7 protein-coding genes are annotated in these 15,830 nt (G+C 32.5%); 4 read left to right on the forward strand and 3 right to left on the reverse strand.

Features of this window, described 5'->3' with window-relative positions; genetic code table 11:
- Positions 1–27: 27 nt before the first annotated feature.
- Positions 28–2,628 (reverse strand): AsmA family protein, encoded by a 2,601-nt coding sequence (locus C8N26_RS03305; protein ID WP_120185990.1) that lies wholly within the window; start codon positions 2,626–2,628, stop codon positions 28–30.
- A gap of 119 nt (positions 2,629–2,747) precedes the next feature.
- On the opposite strand from C8N26_RS03305, the gene queG reads away from it, so the two are divergent.
- A complete protein-coding gene (gene queG, locus C8N26_RS03310; RefSeq protein ID WP_120185991.1) occupies positions 2,748–3,674 on the forward strand; it encodes a tRNA epoxyqueuosine(34) reductase QueG in 927 nt (308 codons plus the stop codon).
- 41 nt (positions 3,675–3,715) lie between these two features.
- Here queG and C8N26_RS03315 read toward each other — a convergent pair whose 3' ends face one another.
- Together C8N26_RS03315 and C8N26_RS03320 are read right to left on the reverse strand one after the other, a co-directional pair.
- Positions 3,716–4,357, reverse strand: coding sequence for a PAS domain-containing protein (locus C8N26_RS03315; RefSeq protein WP_120185992.1), 642 nt, complete (start codon positions 4,355–4,357; stop codon positions 3,716–3,718).
- Positions 4,358–4,874: 517 nt separating this feature from the next.
- Positions 4,875–5,492: a PAS domain-containing protein gene (locus C8N26_RS03320; RefSeq protein ID WP_120185993.1), complete on the reverse strand. Its 618-nt coding sequence runs from the start codon at positions 5,490–5,492 to the stop codon at positions 4,875–4,877.
- A gap of 237 nt (positions 5,493–5,729) precedes the next feature.
- Here C8N26_RS03320 and C8N26_RS03325 point away from each other — a divergent pair, with 237 nt between their 5' ends.
- From C8N26_RS03325 to sov, 3 genes are all read left to right on the forward strand, one after another.
- The gene (locus tag C8N26_RS03325) at positions 5,730–8,030 is read left to right on the forward strand and encodes an NADP-dependent malic enzyme (RefSeq protein WP_120185994.1); all 2,301 of its coding nucleotides are present in this window, start codon (positions 5,730–5,732) and stop codon (positions 8,028–8,030) included.
- Positions 8,031–8,096: 66 nt separating this feature from the next.
- Positions 8,097–8,678: a Holliday junction branch migration protein RuvA gene (ruvA, locus tag C8N26_RS03330; RefSeq protein ID WP_028891753.1), complete on the forward strand. Its 582-nt coding sequence runs from the start codon at positions 8,097–8,099 to the stop codon at positions 8,676–8,678.
- A 21-nt stretch (positions 8,679–8,699) separates the two neighbouring features.
- Entirely contained in the window at positions 8,700–15,806 is a 7,107-nt protein-coding gene (sov, locus tag C8N26_RS03335; RefSeq protein ID WP_211327781.1) for a T9SS outer membrane translocon Sov/SprA, read from the forward strand.
- Positions 15,807–15,830 lie beyond the last annotated feature (24 nt).

Genomic DNA, 15,830 nt, shown 5'->3' on the forward strand with positions numbered 1-15,830 from the left:
ATGAGGTAGAAAAAACGTTACATAAAATTACTTAACTGTATCTTTCTGTTGCGTTTTTTTCTTTTTTCCAAATAAGCCACCTAAAACGTCTGTTACTTTTTTAACAGTTTCATCCTTTTTAGTGGTTGTAGTAGTACTGTCTTTCTTTTTGCCTCCTAATAAACCTCCTAAGGCGTCATTAACTAATTTATTTTTTTGTTGATCAATTAGTGTTTGACTTAATTTACTAACCGATGAAGACATGTCTGTTTTTATAGAAGGATTCATCATATTACCTGTAATGTTAGCAGTAACAGGCACTGTAATATTTTGTTGGTCTTTTGCACTTAATTTTGAAAGTAGTCCTTGTGCTTCATTACCTAAATATTTTGCAGGAACATTCAACGTAACATTATAGTTCATTGTTTTATCAAAACCATGGCTTCCACCAACAGTAATGCCAATGTCTTTATACTTTAAATCAAATGGTTTTACTACCACTTTACCTTCTTTAAAAGACAGGTGTGTTTTAATATCTGATAAATCTAGTTTTGTTAAGTCTATAAACGATAATTTATCATTTAGTAAACTTAACGCTTTTGTTTTTTCAGGATTGATACTAGTCGTTAATAGTTCAGCCAATGCTTTACCAGAAACGGAAGCCAAGTTTAGTGTAAAATCATCATTTAAACTACCAGATAAATCAATGTCTGAATTTAATTTACCACTCATAGCACCCGCAATTGGGCTTAATGATTGTAATAAATCTAAACTAGTAAACGATTGTGCTATATCGAAAGATTTAATACCTAGTTTCATGTCGAAAGTAGGTTTTTCTTTTTGTGTATTAACTTCCCCATTTAAAGCAATTTGACCATTAAAAATACCAGCATTCATATTTTGTAAGATGGCTTTTTCGTCTTTTAAAAGAAGTGTTCCGGTAACATTTTTTAAAGTTAAGTTATCATAATGTACCGTTTTTGCATTTGCCTTTACAGAACAGTTCAAGAAAGCAGGGATTTTTAAAGATTCACTAGGCGTGTTTTGATTAGAAGTTTCTTCTTTTTTCTCAGACGTTTCTGGATTTTCTTGCATAAAATCACTTACATAAAAGGCATTTGAATTTAAGTTGAAGTTTCCTTGTAATTTGTTGTCAGAAAGTAAAAAACCTAATAAGTTTTTAAGGGTTCCTGTAGCGTTTAAATCACTTTTTCCTGTAGTAGCATCAAACTTAGTTAATGAAACAGTACTTGGGGTAAAAGTAACAACGGTGTTTTTAATATGAAGAGGATTTACAACATCTTCCGAAGAAAAAACAAAATCGCTTACCTCTATTTTTCCATTGTTTTTAATACGACTTACAACACTGTTTTCTATAGCTTTCATGTCAAATTCAGTATGTAAATCTGCCTTTAAAATACCGCTTAATTCGTTTTGTAAATCAATAGGATATGCTTGATTTAATTTAGCAAGATTTAGTGTTCCTTTAACTGTAGCATTTACTTTAGGGTTGGTAGTTAAGTTGTATACATTACCTTTTCCAGAAAAGGTGTCTTCATCAATTTTAAAAGATAAATTATTAATAGAAACAAAGATGTTTTCAACTTTACCAGTAGTATTCTTAATTTGTGTATCTATGTTGATGTTTTGAACACTTTTTGGTAAATCAGGGTATTTAAACGAAGCATTGTTAGACTTCATAGTGATGTCTAACTTCGGAATGTGTTTATCGTCAATAATTCCGTTTATTTTTCCATTCACACTAAAGTTACCTGTAGTAGAAACATTGGCGATACTTTTAGTATAAGCTTCAGGAATTAAGCCTAAGAAGTTTTTAAAGTCCGACGAAGGAGTCTTAAAGTTAATATCAACCTCTTGATTATTTTCGTTTATTTGAACATATCCATCGAAAATTAAAGGTAAATTATTCAATTTAGCTTCATTTTTCAAGAAAGAAAACTTCATGTTCGTTAAGTCCATTCCAAAAATAGCATCTAATTCTATTTTTTGATTTTTAGCATAAGAATTACCGTCCATTCCAAAAGAAACTAAGGTAGATGTTTGGGTGTCCAACTCAGTGTTTGATTGAGAGAAGTCACCGCTACCACTATGGTTTAATTCGGTTAATTCAAGGTTTAATTTACCTTGTTTGTCATTGTATTTTATTGTAGCATTGTTAATAGCATATGAATTAATAGATAGTCCGAAAGTAGATGGTTCTTCATCTTTTATCTCTTCTGTTTCAGAAGATTTAGCAATATCATAGTTGGCATTTCCTTTTTTATCAACTAATACGTTTACCAAAGCATCATCAATAGTAAATGATTTGATATTTAGCTGTTCAGAAGAAGCCTTAAAAAGCTCCGTAAGTTTTAGCGCTAAATTTACTTTTTTAGCATATACTAAAGTGTCTCCCTCAAAAGGAGCCTTATTAATAACCGTTAGATTAGATAGTTGTACCGATGCGTTTGGAAAATTTCTAAGTAAACTTAAGCTCGAATCGCTAAAATCAACCTGAGCGTTTACATTATTATTAATGGTAGTTTTCACCAAGTTCATCACTTTATCTTGAAACAATAAAGGGATACTCACTAAAAGGATGAAGAAAAAAACAATAATACCTACTATTATTTTATAGATCTTTTTCATAATGAATAAAGTTTGTCATGTAATACTAACGAACAAAGTTCAACAATTATTTGTAAATAAAAAGTCAATGAAATGATAAATTTTCTTTTGGTAATTTTGCGCTGATAAAATCACATATTTTGAATCAGAAATTACAATATTCAAACTTTATAAAAGAACAAGCAAAACGCTTGGGTTTTTTGGGTTGTGGTATTGCTAAAGCTGACTTTTTAGAAGAGGAAGCTCCTCGTTTAGAAAAATGGTTACAAAATGGATATCATGGTGAGATGCATTATATGGAAAATCATTTTGATAAACGTTTAGATCCACGTTTATTGGTTGACGGAGCGAAATCTGTAATTTCTTTGTCGTACAACTATTTTCCTTCGGAAGTTCAACAAGAAGGAAGTTATAAGATTTCAAAATATGCTTACGGACAAGATTATCATCATATAATCAAAGATAAACTGCGTGAATTGTTGCAGTTGATAAATGATGAGATTGGAGAAGTTTCCGGACGTTGCTTTGTAGACTCGGCACCAGTTATGGAACGAGCATGGGCGCAAAAATCAGGGTTGGGTTGGAACGGAAAGCATTCGTTATTAATTCAAAAACAACAAGGCTCGTTTTTCTTTTTGGCTGAATTAATTATCGATTTAGAATTAGAATACGATAAACCTTTTAAGACAGATCATTGTGGTAGTTGTACTCGCTGTATTGATGCGTGTCCAACACAAGCTATTTTACCTAATAATACGGTTGATGGTAGTAAGTGTATTTCGTATTTAACAATTGAACTAAAAGATGCGATTCCGTCAGAATTTAAAGGAGAAATGCAAGATTGGATGTTTGGTTGTGATGTATGTCAAGATGTTTGTCCGTGGAATCGTTTTTCACAACCACATGAAGAAAGTTTATTTGCACCTCAAGAAAACTTGTTACAAATGAATAAACGCGACTGGCAAGAGTTAACACAAGAAACCTTTAGTAAAGTTTTCAAAAAATCGGCAGTTAAGCGTACTAAGTTTTCAGGATTATTAAGAAATATTGACTTTATAAAACAATAAAACCGCTTTTAAAAGCGGTTTTATTTATGTTTTTTGAAAAATTATTTAGGGTTTGTTTCTCCAAAGAAAAACCAATTAATTCCTTTTTTGATTCTACCTCCTTCTTTAGGTGTTTCTTGCTCTACAGACCCATTTGATCCAGCAGCTCCGCTATCTTCAAATAATTTTACAACAAAATCGTCATAAGAAGAATTTACTTCTTCTTGTAAATAAGAATTGAAGTATAATTCACTAGCTTTTTCACCTTTTACTTTTTCTATCTCTAAAAGTGTTTTGTATAAAGATTCAATTTTTTGAATTACACTTTGTGGTAAAGCTTTTCTTCTACCTGTGTAACCTGTTATTTTCCCTTTTTCATCTTTTTCAACATCAAAATCTGTGATAACCCAATAGTATCTGCCAGTTCTTGTTAAGTTTTTTACAATAGCATGAAAGTTGTTTCCTTGTTTTAAGTTGTCCCATAACACCTTAAATACAACTTTAGGCATATCTGGGTGTCTGATGACGTTGTGAGGTTCTCCAATAAGTTCTATTTTATTATACTCTGAAGCTTCTTCAAAAGCATCATTCATGTATAAAATAGTCCCTACAGGATCTGTTTTACTAATAATAGTTTTAGACTTGTCCCATTTAACCTCTTCGTCTATGACTTTAGATGGTCTAAGAGCATTGTTTGTGTCCATTTGTTTTGTTTTAATAGTTATTCGGGGTGGTTTACTTGTAATAAGGGACCAAAGATAAGGTTTTTTGTGTCAAAAAGCCTTTAGGTTTTTCTTATAAGGGTTAAAATTTGTTAAAAGATAACCTTTATTTAATTTTGTTTAACAACTATAATAGCAATGTGTTAGTTTTGTTTTTTGAAAGATAGATATGTGTTATTTTCGTGAAAAAACAAAAAAGAATAGAAGAAAAAAAGGGCTGAAACAGAAGTTTCAACCCTTTCGAAAAAACATTTTAAAGGGGATTTTTGGGATATGTTTTTATGTTGGATTGGTATCTCCAAAGAAGAACTAGTTTACTCCTTTTGTGAGTTTGTTTTGATTTTTCTTCACTTCTTCTTTTTTGGTAATTTTTTTATTAAATAAAGTAACAAGAAATCTCGTTGTAGGTTTCAGTTTCGGATAAAAGGGTTGAAATTTAGTTGTTTCAACCCTTTCGAAAATACATTTTTAGGGGAATTATCGGGGATGTGATATATTTTTATGTTGGATTGGTGTCTCCAAAGAAGAACCAGTTTAATCCTTTTTTTAGCGGATTTGTTTCTGATTTAACTTTTTCAGCTTCCTCTTTAGATAGCTCTTCGTTAAATAAATCAACTACAAATTCATTATAACTTTTACCTACTTCTTCTTTTAAATAAGCTTCAAAATACATTTCACTAGCTTTTTCTCCTTTTAGTTTTTCTAATTTTAAAAGAGTCTTGTAAATAGGTTCAATTTTTTTTACAACACCGTCAGGTACTGCTTTTCTTCTTGCTGTATATCCTGTAATTTTACCTTCGTCATCTTTGTCAATAGTAAAGTCAGTAATAACCCAGTAGTATCTTCCAGTTCTTGTTAAGTTTTTAACGATAGCATGAAAGTTCTCTCCCTTTTTTAAAGCATCCCATAATACCTTAAAGGCTACTTTAGGCATATCAGGATGGCGAATAATGTTGTGAGGTTCTCCTACTAATTCAATAGTGCTATATTCACAAGTATTAGAAAAAACATCGTTAGCATATAAAATTGTTCCGTAGATGTCAGTTTTACTTACAATGGTTTTAGTTTTATCCCATTGTACTTCTTCGTCAATAATGTGTCTTTGTGTAGTTTCCATTTCTATTGGTTTAAGGTTAGGGCAAATTTGAGGAGAAAAAGAAAGAGTAAATATGACTTTTGTCAGGTTATCAATTATTTTTTAATAATTTTATTTAGAGGCTTTGTTATTCTTAGATTTAGTCCTTAATATTAAAAGGTGTTTAAGAAGATAATATAACTTTTATCGGGTAGTAAATTATTTTTACTTAACAAACAAAATGTATATTTGTAAGTTCAAACAAACAAGAACGAACCTATGAGAGATTCTAGAAAAAGGCATGAAGCTTTACTTTATCATGCCAAACCGAAGCCAGGAAAAATAGCAGTAGTACCTACCAAAAAATACGCAACTCAACACGATTTATCATTAGCGTATTCACCAGGAGTTGCTGAGCCTTGTTTAGAAATAGCGAAAGATAAAAACAACGTTTATAAATATACATCAAAGGGTAATTTAGTAGCTGTGATTTCAAACGGAACAGCTGTTTTAGGATTGGGTGATATTGGCCCTGAAGCGTCTAAACCAGTAATGGAAGGAAAAGGATTGCTATTCAAGATTTTTGCTGATATTGATGTTTTTGATATTGAAGTTGACACAACAGATGTAGATAAATTTGTTGAAACAGTAAAAGCAATTGCTCCTACTTTTGGAGGAATTAACTTAGAAGATATCAAAGCTCCAGAAGCTTTTGAAATTGAAAGAAGATTAAAAGAGGAATTAGATATTCCTGTAATGCACGATGACCAGCACGGAACCGCAATTATTTCTGCAGCAGCCTTAAAAAATGCATTAGAGATTAATAAAAAAAATATTGAGGATGTTAAAATAGTGGTGAATGGAGCAGGAGCAGCAGCTATTTCATGTACACGTTTGTATGTAGCTCTTGGAGCTAAACGCGAAAACGTAATCATGTGCGACAGTAAAGGTGTCATTAGAAAAGATAATGAGAATTTAACCTCTCAAAAAGCTGAGTTTGCTACACATATAGATGTGAATACTTTAGAAGAAGCCATGTTAAATGCGGATGTGTTTATTGGTTTATCTAAAGGAAATGTGGTTTCTCCTGAGATGTTATTGTCTATGGCAAAAAATCCTATCGTTTTTGCAATGGCGAATCCAGAACCAGAAATTGATTACGATTTAGCAATAGCGACAAGAGAAGATATTATCATGGCAACAGGAAGGTCAGATCATCCTAATCAGGTGAATAATGTGTTAGGTTTTCCATTTATTTTCCGTGGAGCATTAGATGTGCGTGCTAAGAAGATTAATGAAGAAATGAAAATGGCAGCGGTACATGCGTTAGCAGACTTAGCAAAACAATCAGTACCGGAACAAGTAAACATTGTATATGATGAGGTAAGCCTTTCTTTTGGAAAAGAATACATCATTCCAAAGCCATTTGATCCAAGATTAATTTATGAAATTCCACCAGCAATTGCTAAAGCTGCAATGGATTCTGGTGTAGCTCAAGAACCTATTGAAGATTGGGATAAGTACCGAGAAGAATTAATGGATCGCTCAGGAACAGGAAGCAAAGAGGTTAGAATGTTACATAACCGAGCTAAGAAAGCCCCTAAACGATTAGTGTTTGCAGAAGCAGATCATTTAGATGTGTTAAAAGCAGCGCAGAGAGTTTATGAAGAAAAAATTGGACACCCAATTTTATTAGGAAGAAGAGAGATTATTTTAGAATTAAAAGCTGAGTTAGGTTTTGATGCTGATATACCGATTATTGATCCTAAAACAGATGAAGAAGAAGCTAGAAGAAATCGTTATGCTGAAGCTTTCTGGAAAACAAGACAACGCAAAGGAGTTACATTTTTAGAAGCACAAAAATGGATGCGCGAGCGTAACTATTTTGCAGCAATGATGGTGAATTCTGGTGAGGCAGATGCTTTAATTACAGGGTACTCTAGACCTTATCCTTCAGTAGTAAAACCAATGTTAGAACTGATTGAAAAAGATCAAGGAGTAACAAGAGTTGCAGCAACAAATATGATGCTAACCAAGCAAGGTCCAATGTTCTTGGCGGATACAACTATCAATATTAATCCAACTGCAAAGGATTTAGCTAAAATTACACAATTAACATCGGTGTTGGCTAAAATGTTTGGAATGAAGCCAAATGTAGCAATGTTAGGTTTTTCAAACTTTGGTTCTTCTAAATCTGAAAGCTCAACAAAAATTAGAGAGGCAGTTTCATATATCCATCGCAATTATCCTAATGTTGTTGTTGATGGTGAGTTACAAGCAGATTTTGCTTTGAACCCTGAGTTATTGGCTAAAGAATTCCCGTTTTCTAAATTAAATGGAAAAAGAGCCAATGTTTTAATTTTCCCTAACTTAGAGTCGGCAAACATTACGTATAAGTTAATGAAAGCTGTAGATGAAGTAGAGTCTATCGGACCTATTTTATTAGGAATGAGTAAACCAGTGCATATTTTACAATTAGGTGCTAGTGTAGATGAAATGGTAAACATGGCTGCGGTAGCAGTTGTTGATGCTCAGAACAAAGAAATGAAAGCTAAAAAGAAAGAGCTTCAGAACTCTTAGTGGGTTAGGAGACTTTTTTTAAAAAATAATTTTGTCTATTTTAGGCAAATAGAAAAAAATCGCTGGATGATAACACAAATTAGGGGGAAGCTTGTGGAGAAAAATCCTACATACGCCGTTGTTGATTGTAACGGGGTAGGATATTTACTGCACATTTCACTAAACACATATTCATCATTACCAAATGATGAATATGTGTTGTTATATACACACTTATCTATTAGAGAAGACGCACATACATTATATGGTTTTTCAACCAAGATGGAGCGAGAAGTATTCTTATTATTAACTTCAGTTTCAGGTGTAGGGCCAAGTATTGCGAGAACTATGCTGTCTTCAATGACTTCTAAAGAAGTTCAACAAGCTATTGCTTCAGAAGATGTAAAGCTAATACAATCGGTTAAAGGAATTGGAGCAAAAACAGCACAACGCGTTATTGTAGATTTAAAAGATAAAGTTTTAAAAACCTTTGATCTTGATGAAGTTTCTGTGGTACAGAACAATACAAATAAAGAAGAAGCGTTATCTGCTTTAGAGGTTCTTGGCTTTGTTAGGAAGCAAGCCGATAAAGTAATAGGGGGAATATTAAAAGAAACACCTGATGCAAGTGTTGAAATACTTATAAAGCAGGCGTTGAAAAAATTATAAAAAAGTTTGGAAAAAACAGTTATGAATAGACTATTAACGATACTTACTTTTTTTGTAAGTATTGTTTCGTTTTCGCAAAATACGCAAAACGATAGTACAAAAACTGTTAAGAAAGATACTGTTGTTCCTCTCAAGTATAATTTTAAAAACAATCAAAACGGAGCCCTTTTTTTAAACAACCCTAGTCAAAAAGTAGTTACTTATGATAAGGTGTTGAACAAGTTTATGATTGTTGAAAAAGTAGGAGATTACTATGTAGGAACTCCTGTTTTTATGACACCAAAAGAGTATGATGAGTATCGTTTAAAGAATGATTTAAAAGATTATTTTAAAGAAAAAGTAGATGCTACAAATCCGAAGAAAAAAGGAGGTGATGCGGCTCGTAAAAATTTACTCCCTAAATATTATGTAAATTCCAAGTTTTTTGAATCTGTTTTTGGCGGAAATACAGTTGAAGTAAATCCAACAGGACAAATTAATATCAAACTAGGAGGAGTTTATCAAAACAATGAGAATCCTCAAATTTCTGTTGAGAATCAAAGTAGTTTTACATTTGATTTTGATCAACAAATTAGTGCGAGTATACAAGCTAAAGTAGGGAAGCGATTAAAAGTAACCGCAAATTACGATACACAATCTACTTTCGATTTTCAAAATGTTATAAAATTAGAGTACACACCTACCGAAGACGATATTATTAGAAACATTGAAGCTGGTAATATTAGTATGCCGATTAAAAACTCGTTAATTAACGGAGCACAATCGTTATTTGGAGTAAAAACACAATTGCAATTCGGTAAAACGTATGTTACAGCTGCTTTTTCACAACAAAATTCACAGTCTAAAACGGTAATAGCCGAAGGAGGGGCAACAATTGAGCCTTTTGAATTGCGAGCTTCTGATTATGATAATGACAGGCACTTCTTTTTATCTCAATACTTTAGAGAAAACTATTCAAAAGCACTAGAGAGATATCCATTAATTAGCAGCCCTATTAGCATTACTCGTATAGAAGTTTGGGTAACCAATAGAAATCAAAATGTAAGTGATTATCGTAGCATTGTCGCTCTTGCCGATTTAGGAGAGTCATATGATGTCAATGAGGTAAATCCAACAGAAATAACAACAACAGGATCGCCTGCTCAAGTTAGTATAAATGGAAATTTAAGAAACTTACCGTATAATGAGGTAAATAACTTAGCAAGTTTATTAACTGATCCACTTCAACAAATTAGAGACGTAGCAACGGTAGACAATGCAATAAATAGTATTGGTGTTCCAGCTAGACAAGGATTTAACTATACGTATTTACAAAATGCTCGTAGATTACAGCCTAATGAGTTTAAGTTACATCCTCAGTTAGGTTTTATTTCGTTAAACAGACGATTAAATGACGGAGAAGTTTTAGCAGTAGCTTTTGAATATACTGTTGTAGGAGCTTCGAACGGAGAAACAGTTTTTAGAGTAGGGGAGTTTTCAAATGACGGAGTTGTAGCGCCCTCAAACATAGCAGTAAAATTATTACGTAGTGAAATTTTAAATACGGTACGTCCAGGAACAGCTACGACAACCAGTCCCGGAGAACCTTTTCCTACATGGCGTTTAATGATGAAAAACGTGTATGCTTTAGGAGCATTCCCATTACAACGTGATGGTTTTCGTTTCGAGTTATTGTATCGTGATGACGAAACAGGAACACTACAAAATACCTTGCAAAATGCGGCCAACACATCATTAAAAAATGAACCTTTATTAAGGTTGTTGAACTTAGATAAGTTAGACCAAAGTGAGTATGCAGTTACAAACGGAGATGGTTTTTTCGATTATGTAGAAGGGGTTACGGTAAATTCAGAGAGAGGGTATATTTTGTTTCCTGAACCAGAACCTTTTGGAGAAGACTTATTACTAAAGTTAACGAATCCAACAGATCAAACTAAATATGGTTTTGAAGAATTATATTTAACAACCAAGATTCAAGCAAAAAATGAATACCAAAACTTAGATAAATTCTTTTTAAAAGGATATTTTAAATCAGAAACGAGCAGAGGAATTTCTTTAGGAGCGTTCAACGTTCCAAGAGGTTCAGTACGTGTTACTGCAGGAGGAAGACAACTAGTTGAAGGGGTTGATTATGTGGTAGATTACCAGTTAGGTCGCGTACAAATTTTAGATCCAGGTTTAGAAGCATCAGGAATTCCGATTAATGCTTCAGTAGAAAATAATACGTTCTTTAATCAACAAAGAAAAACATTTATAGGAGTAGATGTAGAGCATCGTTTTTCAGATGATTTTATTTTAGGAGGAACCTTTTTAAATGTTAGTGAAAAACCAATTACTCCTAAAGTAAACTTTGGAGGAGAGCCTATCGATAATATAATGTTAGGGTTAAATTTAGATTACTCTTCAGAAGTGCCTTATTTAACAAAACTAGCAAACAAATTACCTTTTGTAGAAACCGAAGTTCCTTCAAACGTTTCGGTAAGAGCAGATATGGCTTATTTATTACCAGGTGCTCCTAGTGGAATTAATGTAGATGGTACAGCAACTTCATATTTAGATGATTTTGAAGCTTCTCAAATTCCAATCAATTTAAGTTCGCCACAACAATGGTTTTTAGCAAGTACACCCGAATCACAAGGATTTGATGGAGGTGCTTTTGGATTGGAATACAATTATAAAAGAGGAAAATTAGCATGGTATAATGTTGATCAGTTATTTTACGGTAGCGGTAACAGACCAGGTAATATTGATGAAAATGAACTTTCTAGAAATGAGGTTCGTCAAATTCGTTACAATGAATTGTTTCCAGAAACAGATTTAGATATTACCCAACAAAACTTGGTGCGAACATTAGATTTGGCATATTACCCTGCTGAAAGAGGACCGTATAACTATAATGAAAATGCAAATACAGTAACCTCTGAAGAACGATGGGGGGGGATTATGCGAGCATTAACTACCAATAATTTTGAGCAAGCAAACGTAGAGTACATTCAGTTTTGGTTAATGGATCCGTATGAAAATTACTCAATCACAGCTGAAGAAGGGTTGCCAGCAGGTATTGATCCAAGTGCTCAAGTTAATCAAGTAGGAAAGTTATTCATTAACTTAGGAAATGTTTCTGAAGATATTTTAAAAGACGGAAGGAAACAGTATGAAAATGGACTTCCTGCTGATGGACAAAAGGTAGATGGAGGAAATGTTGAAACTTCTATTTGGGGAACAACGCCTATCAACCCATCAATCATATATGCTTTTGATTCTAGTAATGATGCAAGAACCAATCAAGATGTTGGTTTAGACGGGTTGAGTGATGAAGAAGAAAGAGCAAAATTTCCTGCATTTGCAGGATTAGAAGATCCAGCAGGAGATAATTTCCAGTTTTTTAGAGGAGGAGCAATAGAAAGTACTAATCCTTCGGTTTTATCACGTTATAAAAACTATAATGGTACAGAAGGAAATTCGCCAACTGCAAGTCAATCAGGAGAATCATATCCAACATCATCAACTACTTATCCAGATACTGAAGATATTAACAAGGATCAGACAATGAATCCGGTAAATAGTTATTTTGAATATGAGGTGTCATTAAATAAGACAGATTTAATAAAAGGGCAAAATCATATCATTGATGTTAAAACACAAAATGTAACTTTATTAAACGGTTCAACAAGAAGCACTACTTGGTATCAGTTTAGAATACCTGTAAGAAATGTTACAGATGCTCAAAAAATCAATGGAATTTCTGATTTTAACAGTATACGTTTTATACGAATGTTCCTAACCCAGTTTAGAATGCCTGTGGTATTACGTTTTGGAGAGTTGGAATTGGTTAGAGGAGATTGGCGTCGTTATACGAAAACTTTACCAGAGTCAGGAGTACCAGTTCCTATTCAACCTGAAGAGTTAAATAAGTTTGAAATAGGTGTGGTAAGTATTGAGCAAAACCCAGACCGTTATGAATTACCACCAGGAATTGAACGAGAAGAGTTACAAGGAACCAATAGAATTCAACGTCAGAATGAACAATCAGTAACTTTAAAAGTTACCGATTTAAAAGCAGATGACGTACGAACAATTTATAAAAATATTAGTATCGATATGCGTAGGTATAAAAACTTACGTATGTTTTTACATGCAGAAAGCCCAAATACAACAGAAGGAGCAGGTAATGATGATATGGTAGCAATTATTCGTTTAGGTACTGATTTAAATGATAATTATTATCAAATAGAAAAACCATTAAAAATATCTACATCAAATGCATCACCTGAGGACGTTTGGCTACCAAAAGAAAACAACTTAGATATTTTGCTAGAAGAGTTAGCAAATCTTAAAATTCAAAGGCCAACAGGAGATCCTATTTCTAACATTTTTGAAGGTGTAAGTTCTAAAGGATTGGATATTTCGGTTAAAGGTAATCCGACATTGGCACAAATAAGAACCATAATGTTAGGGGTTAAGAATGCAACCTCTTCTCCAAAATCAGTAGAAGTTTGGTTTAATGAATTGCGTGCTGTAGGTTTTGACAATAAAGGAGGTTGGGCAGCTGTGGTAAATGCCGACGCAAACATGGCTGATGTAATGGATGTGTCTTTAGCAGGTAGAATGTCTACTATTGGTTTTGGTAACGTAGAAGATAGAGTTCAGCAACGAAGTATTGAAGAAGTTAAGCAATACAGTGTAGCAACCAATGTTCAGTTAGGTAAAATGATGCCTAAAAAATGGAACATGCAAGTGCCAATGAGTTATACTTATGGTGAAGAATTCAGAGATCCAAAATACGATCCGCAGTTTCAAGATGTAGAGTTAGAAGATGCAATTGATAAAAACCCTAACAGTAAGAATGCCCAAGATTACACAAGAAGAAAGAGTATTAGTTTTATCAATGTAAAGAAAAACAGAAACCCAGAGAGTAAGAAAAAGCCTAAGTTTTATGATGTAGAAAATTTCTCTGCTTCGTATGCACATAGTGAAGAGTTTCATAAAGATTACAATATTGAAAAGTATGTGAATAAAAACGTAATGGCAGGAGCTAGTTACAACTTCAATTTTGTGCCTTTTAACATAGAACCTTTTAAAAAGTCAGAAGGATTTAAGAGCAGGTATTTACAGTTTATAAAAGATTTAAACTTTAATCCAGTACCTAAAACGGTAGCAATTAATTCAAGAATTAATAGAAACTACAATAGCCAACAATCAAGAAATTTAGTTCAAGATATTGGTCTAACAGCGCAACCAGAACTTATACAGCGAAGATTTTTATTTAATTGGGATTATACAATTGGTTTTGATTTAACAAAATCGTTACAATTAAACTTTAATGCAACAAATAATTATATTTATGATAGTTTTGGTGAAGATGAACAATTAGAGGTTTACGATCAATTTTTTAGTATTGGTAGGCCAGATAACTATCATCAAAAACTAAACGCAACTTATAAGTTACCATTAGATAAGTTTCCTTTTTTAAACTTCATTAATGCCGATTATGGTTATACAGCAGACTTTGACTGGAAAGCAGGATCGCAAAGTTATATTGAAGAAGTTGGAAATATGATTCAAAATGCAAACACTCATAACTTAAATACCAATATAGATTTTGGACGTTTTTATAAAATTATTGGAGTAGATAAGTTATTGTTAAAAGGAGTAAAAAAACAACCAACTCAACAAGGTGCTGCTACTTTAGGAGGAAATCAAGTTACTCAAAAAGCAAAGCTTAAAAAGAAAGCTACTTTTGGGCAAAAGCTAGGAAAAGGCGTTTATGATGTATTAACATCAGTAAAAAGAGCAAAAATAAGTTACTCTCAAAATAATGGAACTTTGTTACAAGGGTACAAACCTTCGGTAGGATTTTTAGGAAGAAATAGTTATGATGGAGGTTTAGCACCAACATTAGGATTCGTTTTTGGTAGTCAAACAGATATTTTAAACAGAGCAATTGAAAACGGATGGTTAATTACCCGTAATGCTGGTGAGGAATATTACAGTAAAAACTATGCTAAAACAAGATATAAAAAGTTAGATTATACTGTATCAGTAAAACCGTTTAGAGATTTAACAATCGATTTACGAGGAAATAGAATTCAAACGAGTAATTTAACACAGCAGTTAGATGTAGTTTCTAACGGAAACGGAGGTTTTGAACAGGATCCTAATATCAAACCTTTTGAAACAGGTAATTACAGTATTAGTCATTTTATGTTGGGAACTGTTTTTACAGATAATGAAACGCTGTATCAAAACTTTTTAGATTACAGACAAGAAATTTCAGGAAGAATAGCTAATGAACAAGGTATAACTGCTAACGATCCTAATCCTGCTAATAGTGATCCAGGATTTAAAACAAACGGACAACAAGCAATGTTGCCTGCATTTATTGCAGCTTATTCTGGTAATAGTCCTAATTCGGTAAGTACAGGAGTCTTTAAAAACATCCCTATTCCAAACTGGACACTACGTTATAATGGTTTTATGAAATATAAATGGTTTAAGAAAAACTTTAGCTCATTTACCTTATCACACGGATATAATTCTCTTTATACTATAGGTAATTATACGAATAATTTACAGTATGATGCGAATAGTACAACAAATACAAATACTTCTGGTAATTATCAACCAGAACTCTTAATTTCGTCGGCAACTTTAATTGATGAGTTTTCTCCATTAATAAAAGTAGATTTTAGAATGAAAAACTCTATTTCATTTAAAGGAGAAGTAAGAAAAGATAGAACATTAACTTTAAACTTTAACAATAATACGTTAACAGATATTAAAGGAACAGAATATGTTTTAGGATTTGGATATAAGATTAGAGATGTTAAATTTGTCACCAGATTTACAGGAAAGAAAGAAACCTTAAAAGGAGACATAAATTTAAGAGCAGATGTTTCGTTAAGAGACAACTTAACGTTGATAAGAAGTGTTGATAAAGAGAATAGTCAGATAACAGGAGGAGAAAAATTATTTGGATTAAAATTTATCGCCGATTATAATTTAACTAGTAATTTAACCGCTTCTTTTTATTATAATCATCAAACGTTTGAGTATGCAGTTTCTACCACTTTCCCAAGACAATCAATTAATGCAGGAATTAATTTAGTATATAACTTAGGAAATTAAAACAAACACAATAAAAAATAATTA

The organism is Tenacibaculum lutimaris, assembly GCF_003610735.1.
Lineage (GTDB): Bacteria > Bacteroidota > Bacteroidia > Flavobacteriales > Flavobacteriaceae > Polaribacter > Polaribacter lutimaris.